The sequence below is a fragment of the Armatimonadota bacterium genome (genome assembly GCA_016789105.1).
Classification (GTDB): Bacteria; Armatimonadota; Fimbriimonadia; order Fimbriimonadales; family Fimbriimonadaceae; genus UphvI-Ar2.
Map to the genome: position 1 here is coordinate 1 of JAEURN010000006.1, position 15,636 is coordinate 15,636.

The 15,636-nt window shown below is 59.6% G+C and carries 16 protein-coding genes and 1 tRNA gene; 5 read left to right on the forward strand and 12 right to left on the reverse strand.

Annotation, left to right across the window (positions count from 1 at the left end; translation table 11 throughout):
* Positions 1 to 398: 398 nt before the first annotated feature.
* The 3 genes from JNM28_05635 to JNM28_05645 all read right to left on the reverse strand — a co-directional run bounded on the left by JNM28_05635 (position 399) and on the right by JNM28_05645 (position 1,317).
* Positions 399 to 484: transfer RNA gene (locus JNM28_05635), tRNA-Leu, on the reverse strand.
* Between the two features lie 82 nt (positions 485 to 566).
* Entirely contained in the window at positions 567 to 893 is a 327-nt protein-coding gene (locus tag JNM28_05640; protein ID MBL8067910.1) for a helix-turn-helix transcriptional regulator, read from the reverse strand.
* Positions 883 to 1,317, reverse strand: a complete 435-nt coding sequence (locus JNM28_05645; protein MBL8067911.1) for an SRPBCC domain-containing protein — start codon at positions 1,315 to 1,317, stop codon at positions 883 to 885. Before JNM28_05645 ends, JNM28_05640 begins: the two co-directional genes overlap by 11 nt.
* Before the next feature lie 98 nt (positions 1,318 to 1,415).
* Between JNM28_05645 and JNM28_05650 the strand changes: the two genes are divergently transcribed.
* Both JNM28_05650 and JNM28_05655 read left to right on the forward strand, forming a co-directional pair.
* On the forward strand, positions 1,416 to 1,736 hold the full coding sequence (locus tag JNM28_05650) for a helix-turn-helix transcriptional regulator (GenBank protein ID MBL8067912.1): 321 nt from the start codon (positions 1,416 to 1,418) through the stop codon (positions 1,734 to 1,736).
* Positions 1,726 to 2,172 carry a hypothetical protein gene (locus JNM28_05655; GenBank protein MBL8067913.1) on the forward strand — a complete coding sequence of 149 codons (447 nt, stop codon included), beginning with the start codon at positions 1,726 to 1,728 and terminating at the stop codon, positions 2,170 to 2,172. Before JNM28_05650 ends, JNM28_05655 begins: the two co-directional genes overlap by 11 nt.
* A 21-nt stretch (positions 2,173 to 2,193) precedes the next feature.
* On the opposite strand, the gene pheT is transcribed toward JNM28_05655, so the two are convergent.
* Genes pheT through rocD form a run of 3 tightly spaced genes read right to left on the reverse strand, consistent with a single transcriptional unit; the run spans position 2,194 to position 6,430 of the window.
* Complete coding sequence (pheT, locus tag JNM28_05660; protein MBL8067914.1) at positions 2,194 to 4,248, reverse strand: phenylalanine--tRNA ligase subunit beta; 2,055 nt, start codon at positions 4,246 to 4,248, stop codon at positions 2,194 to 2,196.
* Between the two features lie 3 nt (positions 4,249 to 4,251).
* Positions 4,252 to 5,247 (reverse strand): phenylalanine--tRNA ligase subunit alpha, encoded by a 996-nt coding sequence (gene pheS / locus JNM28_05665; GenBank protein MBL8067915.1) that lies wholly within the window; start codon positions 5,245 to 5,247, stop codon positions 4,252 to 4,254.
* 4 nt (positions 5,248 to 5,251) lie between these two features.
* Entirely contained in the window at positions 5,252 to 6,430 is a 1,179-nt protein-coding gene (gene rocD / locus JNM28_05670; GenBank protein MBL8067916.1) for an ornithine--oxo-acid transaminase, read from the reverse strand.
* A gap of 220 nt (positions 6,431 to 6,650) precedes the next feature.
* Here rocD and JNM28_05675 point away from each other — a divergent pair, with 220 nt between their 5' ends.
* On the forward strand, positions 6,651 to 7,253 hold the full coding sequence (locus JNM28_05675) for a flagellar basal body-associated FliL family protein (protein MBL8067917.1): 603 nt from the start codon (positions 6,651 to 6,653) through the stop codon (positions 7,251 to 7,253).
* On the opposite strand, the gene JNM28_05680 is transcribed toward JNM28_05675, so the two are convergent.
* The 3 genes from JNM28_05680 to JNM28_05690 are packed head-to-tail and all read right to left on the reverse strand — an operon-like array spanning position 7,250 to position 10,302.
* Positions 7,250 to 8,539, reverse strand: coding sequence for a glycosyltransferase family 39 protein (locus tag JNM28_05680; protein ID MBL8067918.1), 1,290 nt, complete (start codon positions 8,537 to 8,539; stop codon positions 7,250 to 7,252). The genes JNM28_05675 and JNM28_05680 overlap by 4 nt on opposite strands.
* A gap of 30 nt (positions 8,540 to 8,569) precedes the next feature.
* Positions 8,570 to 9,586 carry a transglutaminase domain-containing protein gene (locus JNM28_05685; GenBank protein MBL8067919.1) on the reverse strand — a complete coding sequence of 339 codons (1,017 nt, stop codon included), beginning with the start codon at positions 9,584 to 9,586 and terminating at the stop codon, positions 8,570 to 8,572.
* 26 nt (positions 9,587 to 9,612) lie between these two features.
* Positions 9,613 to 10,302, reverse strand: a complete 690-nt coding sequence (locus tag JNM28_05690; GenBank protein ID MBL8067920.1) for a peptidase E — start codon at positions 10,300 to 10,302, stop codon at positions 9,613 to 9,615.
* 49 nt (positions 10,303 to 10,351) lie between these two features.
* Here JNM28_05690 and JNM28_05695 point away from each other — a divergent pair, with 49 nt between their 5' ends.
* Positions 10,352 to 10,975 (forward strand): YdcF family protein, encoded by a 624-nt coding sequence (locus tag JNM28_05695; protein ID MBL8067921.1) that lies wholly within the window; start codon positions 10,352 to 10,354, stop codon positions 10,973 to 10,975.
* Here JNM28_05695 and JNM28_05700 read toward each other — a convergent pair whose 3' ends face one another.
* The 3 genes from JNM28_05700 to JNM28_05710 form a co-directional block, all read right to left on the reverse strand.
* Positions 10,976 to 12,175, reverse strand: coding sequence for a metallophosphoesterase family protein (locus JNM28_05700; protein ID MBL8067922.1), 1,200 nt, complete (start codon positions 12,173 to 12,175; stop codon positions 10,976 to 10,978). It lies immediately after the preceding gene.
* Between the two features lie 114 nt (positions 12,176 to 12,289).
* The gene (locus tag JNM28_05705; GenBank protein ID MBL8067923.1) at positions 12,290 to 13,144 is read right to left on the reverse strand and encodes a ParB/RepB/Spo0J family partition protein; all 855 of its coding nucleotides are present in this window, start codon (positions 13,142 to 13,144) and stop codon (positions 12,290 to 12,292) included.
* On the reverse strand, positions 13,141 to 13,917 hold the full coding sequence (locus JNM28_05710) for a ParA family protein (GenBank protein MBL8067924.1): 777 nt from the start codon (positions 13,915 to 13,917) through the stop codon (positions 13,141 to 13,143). The genes JNM28_05705 and JNM28_05710 overlap by 4 nt, the downstream gene beginning before the upstream one ends.
* Before the next feature lie 42 nt (positions 13,918 to 13,959).
* Here JNM28_05710 and carB point away from each other — a divergent pair, with 42 nt between their 5' ends.
* On the forward strand, positions 13,960 to 15,633 hold the full coding sequence (gene carB, locus JNM28_05715; protein MBL8067925.1) for a carbamoyl-phosphate synthase large subunit: 1,674 nt from the start codon (positions 13,960 to 13,962) through the stop codon (positions 15,631 to 15,633).
* The last annotated feature ends 3 nt before the right edge of the window (positions 15,634 to 15,636 follow it).

Genomic DNA, 15,636 nt, shown 5'->3' on the forward strand with positions numbered 1-15,636 from the left:
CCCCCCCCCCCCCCCCCCCCCCCCCCCCCCCCCCCCCCCCCCCCCCCCCCCCCCCCCCCCCCCCCCCAAAAAACGCAGGATGGTACCGGCGGACGGGACTCCAAAAACGGGAGTCACATTCGACGTGTGGGCGGGGATTTCGCTCGGAGGAAGCGGCTCGTTCAAACAACTTGCGACGGAGAAGTCTCGAAGCTCACCTCTGTTAGTGAATCGGTGGCGAACACAATTCACAGATTTCTAGCCTGTGTCAAGACTCAGAATGAGGGGACTTTACCCTCTCGAAAGTCTCGAAAGAGTCCATTCCAGGGTTATGTCCAGGGTTATATAACCCTTCTCCGCACTCTCCGCCGTGGGACACTGATGGCATTGTGTAACCGATTTTAGGCTCAAATTTGGCTTGGTGGGCGAGGTGGGACTCGAACCCACACGGCTGTTAACCACTGGAACCTAAATCCAGTGCGTCTACCAATTCCGCCACTCGCCCCCGGGGAAGAAGCTTGAGTGTACCGGGAGCCAGAGTCTGCTGGCCCGCCCCCACCCTTCAGAAATGGGGGCAGGGAAGGGCACTAAGGCAACTCCGCGTCGTATTGGGCGGCAAGTCGGCCCAGCGCGGCTTGCCACTGACGGTCAATCTGGTCAAGCCATTCGCCGGTTCCGCGCAGAGGCTGCAGATTCAGTTCGCGATAAACAACCCGTCCAACCCGATGGCTCGTCACGAGTCCCGATGTCTCCAAGACCCCCAAGTGGCGGTTGGCCCCTTGACGAGTCATGGGCAGGCCCTCCAGCAAATCCCCGGTCCTCATTCGACCGTGCCTTGCCAGCCGCGAAACCATTTCCCGACGGTGCCGGTCGGCGAGGGCGGCAAAAACGGAATCGGCGGATTCAAGATGCATATTGCTTCGGCAGTTTGGCCAGTTCTTCTTCCCACCCACCGGTGTTTTGGCCAAGGGCCCACTCGCGCCGGTCTTCTGCGATGTTCGCAAAACCGCTTTCGACCATTGTGACTTTGGTGTTCGGGCCATCGGGCTCCAAAGTGAATTGGACGGTGGTCAATTGGTCTTCTGGATGAGCGTCGAGGGTAAAGGCGTCTCCGGGATGCCACTGGTATGCCAAAACCCGGGGCGGGTCAAAGATGGTCATCCGGGCCTGGCTCCGGTGTTCGCCCCAAACCATTTCGAAGACGCCGCCATCGCCGTAGTCCCCTTCGATGCTTTGGGGGAACCAACTGGAAAGTGCCGCCGCAGAACCGAACGACCGTTCCCAAACGGTTGCCGGATCGGCGGGCAGCAGAAGGACATGGATGATGCTGTCTCGCATATGCAACATTTTAGTTGCATTTGTCCGGAATTGTCAAGATCCCCGAAACAAGATAGATCGAAAACTGCAGAGAGGTTACTATCTGGTAACATAAAGCGGTGCACGACCAGGTCTGGAAGGCTCTCGCCGACCCAACACGGCGGGCAGTGCTCGACCAACTTGCCCAAGGGCCCAAAACCACCGGCGAGCTTTGCGAGGCATTCCCATCCATCGATCGTTGCACAGTGATGAAGCACTTGGAGGTGCTGGTGCGGGCCAATTTGGCCCTGACCGAACGGCGCGGAAGGAACCGCTACAACTTTATCAATCCCCTGCCGTTGCACCAAATCGTGGAACGGTGGGTGACGGGGCACACGGCGCGCTTGGCGCTATCGGCCCAACGCCTCAAGGAAATCAGCGAACAAACCAATGGAAATTAAGATCCACGAAATCATTGTCGAACTCGATATCAACCAGACCCAACAAAACGTGTGGGACGCCATGCTCAACCGGTTGCCAGAATGGTGGCCGGCCGACTTCGTCGGGTTTCCTGGAAAGGGCAAAGTCAAATTCGAGCCGGTTGCCGGAGGGCGGCTCTATGAAGAGACCGAAGAAGGCGGACAGCTGATGTGGGGGAATGTTGTTGGCATCTATCCCGGCGAGGCGATTGAAATCTCCAGTATCGTCACCCCGGCATTCGGTGGGCCAAGCCTCAACTTCATCCGCATGGCCCTGCTTGGCGAAACCGGAGGTGTGACGAAGTTCCGGTTGAGTAACACGGTTATGGGCCACATGTCCGCCGAAGGGGAAGGCTCCGTCACCGAGGGCTGGCAATACCTGTTCGGCGGCTTGAAGACCTATTGCGAAGCCAATTGACGATGACCAGGGCGGGCTGCGCTAGCGGAGCGTTGCCCCCAAGGCTTGGAGCGCTGAAACCACCTGGTCCCTCAGCGCATTCGATTCGTCGTCGGTCAGGTTTGCGTTCATGCGCCGGAACTGCAAAGCCAGGGCCAGCGAGTGCAAGCCCTCCGGCACGCCCTGGCCTTCATAAACATCAAAAAGCCAAAACCGCTCCAGATCCGGGCCACCAGACCGGGCGACGGCGTCCGAAATCTCCGAATAGGGGACATCCTTCTTGATCAAAATGGCGATGTCGCGGCGGGATGCCGGGTTCCGGCTGATGGGGCGGTAATCCGGGATTCCGGCTGCGACTGAAGCCAGCGGGTCAAGAGTCAACTCTGCGAGCACGGTGCCGGGCGGCAATCCGCATGCTTCGGCAACTAGTGGGTGGATTTGGCCCATCACCCCAAGCTCAGCACCTGCCATGACCACCCGGGTTTGACGGGTCGGGTGGAACCGGGGATCCGTCGTCGTCCGTCTAAATTGGGTGGCCAGACTGACCGCCTGCGCGACCGATTCGACAACGCCCTTGAGCGTGAAGAAGTCGGCCGTGCTGGAGTCGCTTGGGCGCCACCCAGGACCATCGAACCGGCCGGCGCTCATCAGGCCAAGTTGTGTGGATTCGACACCGGTGCCGTGGACGCGGCCGATTTCAAAAATGTGGAGGTCTTCCACGTTGTTGCGGCGTTGTGCATCGGCCAAGGAAGGAAGGATGGAGTTGCGCAAAAAGGCCATTTCCGGGCTATGCGGTTGGCGAACCCTCACCCTTGTGTTCTCGCCAGACCCACTGTCTGCCGGGAAATCCAGCGGATGAAGATCCCGCAGCGAATGGGAGATGGTTTGGTCGAACCCCGCCATCAAGACTGCCTCCCGAATCTTATCGGTCAATGCTTCGAATCCGTGCGGGCCACCGAGCGGTGTTGAACCGATCGGTAGCGCTTCCGGGATTTTTTCGTAGCCATGCACCCGTCCAAGCTCCTCGACCAAATCTTCTTCGCGCAAAATGTCAGTTCGCCAGGAGGGGGGCACAACTTCAAGAGAATCAGGGGAAACGCCTAAAATCTCGAACCCCAAGCCCTTCAAATAGCGTTCAGCGTCGTCGGCGGAAATCGCCATCCCAAGCAAGCCGGAGGCCCGCTTGAGGAAGACAGTCAGGCTTTCCCGCTCCGTCCGTTCCGGATAGACGTCGATGACGCCGCCAACCGGTTTGCCGCCGGTGATTTCGGCATAAAGCTCTGCAAACCGGTTCAATGCTACAACGACGCCCTCTGGATCCACAGACCGTTCAAACCGGTAGCTGGCTTCGGTCGCGATCCCCAATTCTTTCCTTGTCCGGCGGACAGAAGTGTTTGAAAAGTGGGCCGCTTCGAGGAGGCATCGGGTGGTCGTACCGGTCACCTCGGTCTCTTCTCCCCCCATGACCCCGGCCAAACCGATGGCCTTCTGGGTGTCGGCAATCACCATGTGGTGGGGTTTCAATCGGTGTACGACCCCGTCCAACGTCTTGAGTGTTTCCCCTTCTTCGGCTTGGCGGACGATGATCCGCCCCCCAACCAACTGGTCCAAATCGTAGGCATGCAGAGGTTGGCCGACTTCGAACATCACATAGTTGGTTAAATCAACGAGCAGCGAGATCGGTCGTTGGCCGATTTGGCGCAGCCGTTTTTTTAACCACTCTGGGGATTCCCCATTCTGGAGGTCTTCAAAAACCCGGCAGGCAAAACGGGTGCAACTGCTGGTTTGGATTTCGGCACTGGCCATCGCCCAGATGTCCCGGGAACCGGAGTCGGCGGCGGGGAAGCGCGAAGCGGCCCGTTGGTAAAGTTCGGTCGGTTCGGCATGGGGATCCTTGGCCAAAATCTCCCGGGAAAGACCCAACACCGATGCGCCGTCGCCTCGGTTCGCCATGATGTTGATGTCCAGGACGGATTCGCCCTCCGATTCAAAAATCTCCTCGAGCTCGAAGCCGGTCATGGTCAACAAGTCGGCAAGCTCAGGGGCGTCCAAAGGTGACTTCACGAAGTCGCGGAGCATCGATTCGGTGAGTTTCATGTGTTAGGCGAATTGAGAGAGGAAGCGGAAATCGTTGTCGAAGAAGTGTCGGAGGTCATCAACGCCGTAGGCCATCATCGGGATGCGCTCCACCCCGAGCCCAAAGGCGAATCCGCTGAATTCACGGGTATCGATGTCATACCGCTCCAAAATATTGGGGTGGATCAGGCCGGCACCGCCGAGCTCAACCCACTTGCCCCCGAACAATTTGGGCGTCGAAATCGCATAGTCCACCCCTGGCTCGACAAAAGGGAAGAAGTCCGGACGGAACCGGATCTTGACCTCATCGCCGAACATCGCTCGGGCAAAAACCCCGAGCGTTCCTTTGAGGTGGTGCAAACCGATCCCACGGTCCACCATAAAGCAATCGACTTGGTGGAACGTGTGGTTGTGGGTGCGGTCGACCGCTTCATTCCGGAAGGTTCGGCCTACCGTAAACATGCGCAAGGGCGGTTTGACCGATTCGAAGACCCGGCCCTGTAGGGCCGTGCATTGGGTGCGCAGAACCATGTCGTCTGTGACATAAAACGTGTCCTGCTCATCCATTGCCGGATGGTCGGGCGGGTAATTCAAAGCGTCGAAGTTGTACTTGAACTGTTCGAGTTCGGGTGATTCGGCATAAACGAACCCCATCGATCCCAAAACCCGCTTGATCTTGTCTGTGGTGAGTTGCAGGACGTGGGCGCGGCCCACGCGCGGGGCCCGTCCGGGCATTGTCACGTCGATTTTTTCCGCTTCAAACTGCTTGGCGAGCTCTGCCGTCCGAAGCTCACGCAGCCGGGCGGCATGGGCGGCTTCCACGGCTGCTTTGGCAGCGTTCACCGCCTGGCCAAAAAGCGGTTTCTGATCGTTCGGTAACGCGCCGATCCCTTTCATCAGGTTGGCCAGGCGCCCATTTTTGCCCAAAAAGTCCAATTCCACCGCCCGGAGCGCCTCGGTGGTAGCAGCAAGCCGGATGGCTGCAACCGCCTCGTTTTGAACAAGTGCCACTTCTTCCATTGCGTTAGGCGATTGTGTCGATGGCAGTCAGCACGCGGTCGATGGCATCCATAAGCAGGTCTTCTTCGATCGTCAAGGGCGGCGTCAACCGGAACGTGCGTTTGCGGGTTTCTTTGGTGAGGACGCCGAGTTTGGTGAGCTCGGCGGAGACGGCTTTGCTGTCAACGTCGTCGTGAACTTCGATCCCGATCAAGAGCCCTCGGCCCCGAGTGTCCTTGATGGCCGGGTGGTTTGCCGCTTGGAGCTTGGCAAAGGCTTTTTCCCCGAGCTCGGTAACCCTAGTGCCGTAGCCCCCAGTTTCAAATTCGGCGAGGGCCGCCAGGGCTACGGCCGCGCCCAACGGGTTCCCCCCAAACGTCGAACCGTGGTCGCCAGGCTGGAACAGCTTCATCACATGGTCTTTGCCAACGGCGGCAGAGACCGGCAAGATCCCGCCTCCGAGCGGTTTGCCGACGGCGAGCATGTCGGGTTGGGCCTCTTCAAATTGGTAAGCGAACTTTTTGCCGGTTCGGTAAAAGCCCACCTGGATTTCATCCCAAATCAAGAGTGTGTTAGTTTCATCGCATAACTGCCTGACTCCGGCCATCCAACCGTCCGGAGGCATGATGATCCCACCCTCGGCTTGGATCGGTTCGGCGAGGATGGCGACCGTGTTGGGGGTGATCGCCGCTTTCAGGGCGGCCAAGTCGCCAAATGGGATGATCTTGAATCCCGGGGTGAACGGTCCGAAATTCTCCTTGTATCCCGGTTCCGAACTGAAACCGACGATCGTCGTCGTCCGGCCGTGGAAATTGTCTTGGAAGACGATGATTTCAGCCTGGTCTTTTGCGACTCCTTTGACCGTGTAGCCCCATTTCCGCGCAAGCTTGATGCACGTCTCGATGGCTTCTGCCCCTGTGTTCATAGGGCAAACCCGGTCCAACCCGCAAAATTCTGCGAGGCCTTTGAGGAACAATCCCACCCCGGCGTTGTTGAAGGCCCGGGAGACGACCGCGATCTCATCGAGTTGGTCTCGCATGGCCTGAACGATTGCCGGGTTCAAGTGGCCGTGCGCCATGGCTGAATAAGCCCCGATGCAATCGATGTATTCGCGACCGGCGTTATCCCAAACCCGCGCATTCCTTCCCCGGACAATGTTCACCGGCAACGGTTTGTAGTTGAGCGTCCCGTAGTCGGCGCTCATCGTTGCGGCTTCGTCATCCGAGATCCCATGGATCGCCTCCATCAATCCCCCATTGGAGATCTGATCCCAAAGGCCCGGGCTGTGCGTGGTCGCCATCTGACTATTGTGAGGGATCGGGCCGCCCGCTGTGAACCCCACTAGGCCAGGGGGCGCGGGGACAGTCTGGGACGCATGTGAAATTGCGGGGGCGATGTGGAAGAACTAGCCTGGGAATAGGACAATGGCAGAAAAGGCAAAAAAGAAGGGCGGAAAGCTTCCAATCATCCTGGTCGCCGTGCTGGTGGTGGCCGGAGGCGGGTTCTTTGCCATGGGCAAAAAAGAAGCTCCGAAGAAGAAAGAAGAACCAGAAGTCAAGCTGGGGGCCGTCCAAAGCCTCGGCGGGGAGTTCCTCATCAACCTGAAGGACGGTAGCACCTTCCTCAACGCGGAAATCAGCGTCCAGCTCGACGCCAAAGGGCATATCACCGACCCTGTCGCCGGGGGCGAAGGCGGCGGGGAACACGGTGGGAAAACCGAAGCCACCTTCTCAATCGCCCGCGACGCCGTGAACATGGTCCTCGCTGGCAAGAGCATCGAAGACCTCACAAAGCCCGGTGGGCTCAAGATCTTGAAACACGAAATTGCCGCGGCAATCAACCATGCCGTGCACCCGCCCGAAGAGCCGACTGCCGAAGAGAAAAAGAAGCAAGAGCACGAAGCCAAGAACGGAAAGGGCCACGAAGAAGGCATCGACCACGAATGGCTGAATGAACTCGGGCGGGATAGCGAAAAGGGACCGGTACTCAAGGTCTTCTTCGACAAGTTCATGTACAGCCGGGTCTAACCGAGTCCGTTGTAACCATAGCGATCCGGATCGGGAGGCGTGAGTTTCCCAGCCCATTCGGCTACCGATGCCAACCCCGCCACAGCCAGCAACGCCTGGAAGGGGATCGTGGGCAGGGCAAACCGGCCGTTCCCAAAAAACAATGCGGCCACGAACGCCGTCAAAACAATCTGCGGCAAGGCAACCACGATCAGCCGACGGCCGCTTGGGGTCAACACTCCCGCCAATAATCCCAATCCCGCCCCGATCAGCAACCCGACGTTGAATACGGTGGAAGCCGACCGGACAGCCAGAAAGAGATCCCGTTGCCGATCCATACCCGGCACGACGACTTTGCCTGGAGTGGTCTGGAACGCCCAATAGGGCACATCGCTTGGCGAGGCAAATGTGGCCGCGATTTTGGCCGGGACCAAGCGGAACGAGTGGCCTGGATCCTCGCGGATCGCCTGGAGAGCCGCTTGCCGGGATTCGCGCTCGTTGGCAACCTCGCCAGCCGGCGTATCCGGTTTGCCTGGCGGGGTTTGGTACCGGCCGGTTGCCGACGCGTTGTGGCCGATCCAGAGGTTGTCACCGCCGTTGAGGGAAACGAATGCCACCACACCGTGCGACCGCCAAGTCCGCACGACCCAAGGGGTCACCGTGGTCAGGGCCACCATCAGGCACAGGACGACCGCTGCCCACCGTTTAGGTTTTCGGTGTTCGGCTTGCGGCCCAGGGGCGGCAGCCAAGGCCAGCGGGACGAGGATCGCCTGTGGACGCACCAGAGTGGCCAACCCAGCCAAAAACCCCGCATACCCCCACCTCGGGTACCCCTGCGCCCACAGGACCAGATAAACCGACCCCAAAATCAAACACGTGTAGAGGGGCTCCGATGCGATGACCCCGCTGTAGGCCACCATCCCCGGGCTCAAAACGGTCACCAGTCCCGCGGCAAACCCCAGCCACCGGCTCCCCGTCAACCGAAAGCCAACCGCCGAGCACAAAACCCCGCAAAGCAGGGTCAACAAGGCATTTGCCGCCTTGGCGGCAAGGAGAGACGGGCCAAAAACACGGAAAACCAACGACAGGAACAAAGGAAATCCCGGTGGCCAATAGGCCGTGTGGCCGAGCGGTGTGGTGTACCCCATCCCTTGCGCCAGCCCCACGGCACGGTCAAAGTACCAGCCGAAATCGGTCACCGGCTGCGTATCCACCGTGGCTAGCCACCAAAGGCGGACAGTTCCGCCTACAAGGGCCAGCACCAGCCACGGCCAGTTCCTCGCCCACCAATTCGACCGTGCCGCCATGGTCCTATTGTGGTGGCATCGTCATCCACATCACCGGTTGACCAAGGGAGTGAAGGAAACGCCGTACTGGCCGGTTACCTTCCACCCATCCCACGTGCCTTCCCAACGCCCAAAAACCCAATCTTGGCTTTGGAATGAGCGCGTTTGACTGTCAAGGTGGACAAAATTGTAGTGCTTGGACACATGGTCGCCGTTTGCAACTCCCAGGAAGGGTTTGAGTTCTAACCCCCTTTCATTGGAATCTGGTCCAGTGGCCGAGGCTTCGATGGGGATCCATCCGATGCCTTCGCCCCAGAATTCGGCCGCCACATGGTAGCTGTTGGTGGTTTCGGGGCCCCAAGCCACATTCGTCCCGGCATTCCGGCCCTGGCGGAGCCGGGCAGGGATGCCGTTCAACCGCAAAATGTCGACAGCCAGGGCGTTGAGCTCGCCGCAGGCCCCGAACCCGTTGCGAACGCACGCGGGAACCCCCCGTTCGCCATTCTCGATGAACTTGTATCGGAAACCCTTCTGGATGTGTTCCAGAACCCGTTTGGCGAAGACGACGTCGCGCTCGCCATCGATTCGGCGGAGACCCCGGCTCTGAATCCATTTTTGGGCTACTGCAGCATCTTCAGGTTCGTCGATCCTCAGCCAGGAAGAGCGGTTCGGTAAAGTCGGCTCCTTTTCAGGGGGGCCCTCCTTGAGGATCCGGCGGTTGAGGGTCAGGGTGGCTTTGAACCGTATCGTGAGCGTAGTCCGCGTCCGGTCGTTGGCCGGGGCTTCGAGCAGCCAATATTGGCTGCCGTACTGGTCGAAAATCTTCCTGACCCCGTATCGCACGCCATATGCTGAAATCTCAAGGTCGTCCAAAGTCTGGCCTTCGTCCGATGGGCACGTGCCAAACCCAACGCCCCAGGTGATCATCCATATATTTGGTGCCGCCATCGTGTGTTCCTCGGTAATCACGACGGAATTCGCTTTGGTCGTTTCCATATGAAGCGGCCCCGCGAGGTCCACGTCTCCGAGATTGGTGAGGTTGATTCCTAGGGCAACGGCGAGCAACACACAAAAATTCTATCCGAATACGCGGATCAAGCGTCATCAAGGATTTCGGGGTCGATCCGGCGTTCGCCGCCATGGTCGACCCAGTATGCGGCCGATTGCGGGTTGACCGAAAGCACTTTGACGAATTCCCTTCCCGAAAACAGGCATCCGGCCCCCCCATCGCAGGCCAGGGTTTGCCCCATCGACCCATTGGCCACCATGGCCGCCAAACTCGGTCGCCTTTCCGGCTCCTCGTCGTAATGGGGGCAAAAGTCGAGGGGGATCCAGCCGAGCCCATCCATGGGAGACAACTCTCCATGGAACGAATCCGTGCTGCACCGCCGGAACCAACAGTTCGCCCCTGCCGAGGTACCGGCAAGCGGAATGCCTTGCTCCCACGCGGCTTTCAGAATCGAATCGAGATTCCAAGCCCGCCAAAGCGCAAGCATGTTGTATGTCGAGCCCCCACTCACATAGATCACGTCTTGGTTCAGGATGAAATCTTCGAGGTCGCGGCTTGGTGGTCGGAAGAGTTCGCAGGTGGTGGGGCGGCAGGCTAACCCTTCAACCGATTTGTTGAAGCGAGCGATGCGCGTCAAGGAATCGCCCGATGCCGTCGGGATCAGGCAAATTTTGGGATTTGGGCGGGAAGCCAACCCCAAAACGTACCGATCCAGGGCCGCCCGGTGCGGCTGGTCGGAATCGAAAGCCCCTCCGCCAATCGCAAAGATCGTCATGGACAGAGGTTACTCCCCGGCTCCTCCCCAGTAAACTAGCGGGGTGGGTTTGGAGCGGAAACCGGGGAAGACGAAGAAAAAACGCCGGGCCCGATGGGGCCGGATCACCCTTGTGGCTGCCTTCCTCGCCCTCGCGGCTTACGGTTGGTCGTGTTGGGATGTGTACGCCTACTCCAAATCGACCTCCTCAAAAAAGGCGGATGCCGCCATCGTTTTGGGCGCGGCGGCGTGGGGCCCCAAACCGAGCCCGGTTTTCGCCGCCCGGCTAGACCATGCGGCGGAACTTTACAAATCAGGGCAAGTGAAAAAAATCGTCGTGACGGGCGGGGTGGGGCGCCTAGGCGGTCCGAGCGAGGCATCGGTCGGGGCCGATTACCTGGCCAAACACGGGGTTGCCAAACGCGACATCATCCAAGAAGACATCTCCCGCCGCACCTACGACAACCTCCGTAATGCCCAAAAACTGATGGTGTGCAACGGATTGCAATCTGCCCTTGTCGTCAGCGACCCGCTGCACATGCGGCGGGCCATCGTGTCTTGCGGTGCTTTGGGGTTGCCGGCCGAACCGTCGCCAACCCCCACATCGGCCTACAAAACCTGGGAGTCCAAACTCAAATTCCTCTTGCGAGAGGGCTCCAACATGCTCGGCGTCCGGTTGGGACTGGTTCAGTGATCATTTCTTGATCTCGAACGAGTCATAGAGCTCGCCGGTGGCCAAGCGGGCCTCGTATTTGATCGTATCCGGGGCCACGCGAATCACCTGGTAAAGCTGCTTGTACTCCCCGAGTTTGGTCATACGGTCTTTGGCGTCGTCGCCCACGTTGTACTGTTTAGGGCCGCTGACCGAAACAACCAGGTAGGTCGTGCCTTTTTTGGTGCTGACCCCGCTGGGGAGGTTCATTCGTCCATAGCTGTGGTCGTGCCCTTGCAGAACCAAATCGACCTTGTGTTTGAGCAGGATCGGCAGCCACAGTTCGCGCAGGGCCTTGTTGTCGCGCCCGTTGGCCGTGCTGTACATCGGGTGGTGGAACGTCACAATCACCCAATTGGCCTTGGTGGCATCGAGGGTTTTGTCCAGCCAAACCGCTTGCTCGGCCGTCTTTTCGTTCGAATTCAAACTGATGATCCGAGCGCCTTGGTAATCAAAATAGTAGTTTGTGTCTTCCAGCCCCGCGACCCCGTTGTGCGGGTAATGGAATTGTGGCCGCCACAGTTTGCTCAGCCCGTTTTTGTATTCGTGGTTGCCCGGCGTCGCGATGCTGGGCACGGTCGCGTGCAACCATCCGCCCGCATAAAACCACTCCGCCCATTCGTGATCGGCTTCGGCCACGTTGATCAGATCGCCCGCATGCAGCATAAAATCGGCATAAGGCGCATCTTTGGCCGATTGCCGGACAACCCGGCTCCACATCGACTTGATATCGTTTTGCGCGTCGCCGAAATAGACGAAGGTGAACGGCTTGGGTTGGGAACTCGCCGTTTTAAAGTCGTACCACTCGCTCCACTTGACCCCGTCGCCAACCCGGTAGGAATACCTGGTGTCGGGTTTGAGGCCCGTCAGACTAGCCGTGTGGTAGTAGGCCGACCCACCTTCGGCCAAGTCGACATTTTGGGAAACCGCCTTTGCGCTTGACGTGTTGGATACAAACCGAGGATCGGCGGAGGCGACGGCATACTGCAATTCAGCCCCACCTGAAACCGCTTCGGTGCGCCAGGTGACCACGGCCGTCGTCGCAGGATCGTTGCCCCAAGTGAGCAAAACCCGGCTGGGCGTCGTGTCCTCGGCGGCGGGAACGGTCGATTTGGGCATGGCGACCGCAAAGTAAGTTGCGATGCTGAACAGAGCGATGCCAGATGCGAAAATCGGTTTCACAAGGGGAATTTTGGCTTAACAAATGTTAAGGCAGGGTTTTGGCCTGGGGTCCGGCTGGGCCTTCCACGGGAGGATGCGCGGAGTCGGGTCGGGGACAGATGGCCAGGCCGCCCTTTAGAGGGAGACTCCCAGCACATCCAGGATCCGCTGCAAATCCTCGTCGCTGTAAAACGAAATGGTCATCTTCCCGCCGACCTTGTCGGCCGCGAGTTGCACCGGAGTGCCGAAGTATTCGCTCAGCCCCTGCTCCAGGGCCAGCCAGTTCGGGTCTGAATGGGCTGGTGCGGAGACGCTCCGGGGTTTTTGGCCACCAAGTCGCGGCGATTCGACCGATCGGGCCAGCTTTTCGGCTTCGCGGACGCTGAGCCCCTCCCGGATGATCCTTTCGAACAGGGCGGCCTGGCGGACGGGCGATTCCACCATCAGCAAGGCCCGGGCGTGGCCTTCGCTCAGTTCGCCCGAATATATCGCCTGAGTGATCCGCTCCGGAAGCTTGAGGAGCCGCATGGTGTTGGAAATCGCAACCCGAGACTTGCCGACCCTCTGGGCGATCTGTTCCTGGCTGAGCCCGAACTCATCGGCAAGCTTGCGGTAGGCCAGGGCGCATTCCATCGGCGTGATGTCCTCCCGCTGGACATTTTCAATCAAGGCGATTTCCAGCGAGGCCTGGGCGCTTGCCGCCCGCACGATGACCGGCACTTCGGCCAAGCCGGCGAGTTTGGAAGCGCGGAGCCGCCGCTCACCGGCAATCAATTCGTACTCGCCTTCTGCCAGAGGACGGACGATAAGGGGTTGCAAGACCCCGAATTCGCGGATGGAGGCGGCGAGCTCGGCGATTTTTTCGTCGTCGAACTGCGTCCGGGGTTGGCGGGAGTTCGTTTTGATCGAACCTACCGGGAGCACATTGGCCGATTCTTCAGCCTGTTCGCCTAAGAGTTGCGAAAGTCCCTTACCAAGTGCACGCCTCATTTTTTACTCAAAATCTCGTCGGCCAGTTCGAAGTAGGCCAGCGCCCCTTTCGAATCCGGGAACAGGCAGACCGCCGGTTCCCCGAAACCGGGGGCTTCCCCCAAACGGACGTTGCGCGGCACCTGGACGCCGGACACTTTTTCCCCAAAATAGGACTTGACGTCTTCGGCCACCTGTTGGCTGAGCTTGTTGCGGCTGTCCACCATCGTCAGGACAACCTTGGCGATTTGGATCCCTGGGTTGATGCGCTTGCGCACGATCTCCACTGTTTTGGAGAGCTGGCTCAACCCTTCTAGGGCGTAAAACTCGCTTTGCAACGGCACGACCACCCCATCGCAAGCGGCGAGGATGTTGATCGTTAGGATCCCCAGGCTGGGCGGCGCATCGATCAGGATGAAATCGTAATGGCTTTTGATTGGTTCTAACGCATCGCGCAGGATCATCTCTTTGCCAACGGCGTTGAGCAGAACCGGCTCTGCCCCGGCAAGGTCGAGGGTCGCGGGGATCATGTCCAACCGATTGACCTTGGTTGGGATCACCGCCGCTTGGACAGCTCCGTCGCCTGAATCTTCCACGACCGCCGAAAACACATCGAACAACGTGGCCTGCACCGTGTTTTTTTCGATTCCGAGCCCGGTGGTCGCATTGCCTTGGGGGTCGGCGTCCACCAGCAGCACCCGCTTCCCGCGCAGGGCCAGGGCCGCCGACAAGTTCACCGATGTGGTGGTTTTGCCGACCCCTCCTTTCTGGTTGACGACGCCGTAAATAGGCATTGGAAGGGCCCATTATGGCAGGGCAGGTAAGGTGGCTTTTTAGTGAAAGGGACGGTTGTCGTGCTGGGATCCGGGCCGATCCGGATCGGCCAAGGGATCGAATTCGATTACAGCTGTGTCCACTGCGTGTGGACCCTGCAAAAGATGGGGTACCGCGCTGCCATCGTCAACAACAACCCGGAAACGGTTAGCACCGATTTCGATACGGGAGACGGCCTGTATTTTGAACCTGTGGCGCTAGAAGAAGTCGCCGACGTGTGCCGCCATGAACAGGCCATTGGTGCCGTCTGCCAGTTCGGCGGCCAAACCGCGATCAACCTCGCCGAATCGCTGGACCAAGCAGGAATCCAAGTCCTCGGAACCCCGCCGGACGCCATCGCCGCGGCCGAAGACCGCGACCGCTTTGAAAAGCTTCTCAACCGGCTCGGCATTCCCAAACCGGAAGGCCGCGCCGTCAACAACCTAACCGAAGCCCTCGTCGTCGCCGATGAGGTCGGCTACCCCGTGCTCGTTCGGCCCAGTTTCGTCCTTGGGGGCCGGGCCATGGCCATCATCCACGACGCGGATCACCTGCGTTCTTTTTATCAAGAGGCGGAAGACGCCAACCCCGGTCAACCCGTCCTTGTCGACAAATATTTTGTGGGCAGGGAAGCCGAAGTGGACGTCATCAGCGACGGAACCGACACCCTTGTTCCGGGGATTATGGAGCACATTGAACGCGCCGGAATCCACAGCGGCGATTCCATGGCCGTTTATCCCCCGGTTTCGATCCCGGCCCCACTGCAAGCCAAGATGGTCGGATATGCCGGGCTCATCGCCCGAGAACTGGGCGTCAAAGGGATGATGAACATCCAATTCGTCTTGGTGGGCGACGAGGCGTTTGTCATCGAAGTCAACCCCCGGGCCAGCCGCACCGTGCCCTACCTGAGCAAGGTCACCGGTGTGCCGATGGTCCAGCTGGCAACGCGATGCATGATGGGGCAAACCCTGGCGGAACTTGGGTACGCATCCGGGCTTTGGGAACCGGGCTCATCTGACGGCCATGTGGTTTCTGGCGGGCAAGAACCCCCCCGGACCGACGGGTCGATTCGAACTGCTGCTCAAGTCTCCGCCGGGACGGCGACTCCGCGACTGTTTGCCGTGAAGGCGCCGGTGTTCAGTTTCCAAAAACTGGCGATGGTGGAGCCCAGCCTGGGGCCGGAAATGAAATCGACCGGGGAAGTTTTGGGAATCGACAGCAATTTCGAATCGGCCCTGTTCAAAGCACTCATCGCCAGCGGGATCACGTTCAAACCCAAAGGCCAAGTCATCTTGACCGTCACCGACGAAGACAAGGGCGATGCGGTGGAAATCGCCCGGGCTCTCAGTCAGAGAGGCTATCAGCTCGGGGCCACGGGCGGAACCTGCGAAGCCATTCGCGCTGCAGGGGTCGAATGCGACCGGCTTGCGAAAATCCAAGAAGGAAGCCCAAATCTTCTCGACCGGCTTTATGCCGGGGAAGTCAGCCTCATGGTCAACACGCCGGGAAAAAGCCAAGCCATGGGATCCCAGGCGAGCCGTATCCGCCGCGCCTGCATCGAAACCGGTGTGGCCTGCGTCACAAGCATCGACACGGCCAAAGCGCTGGCCCGCGCACTGGCCGTTTTCGAAGACCAATCGCTGGCCACCTGCCGGACCATTGACGAGCACGTCGCCGGTCCCCAGATGGTAACCTGAATC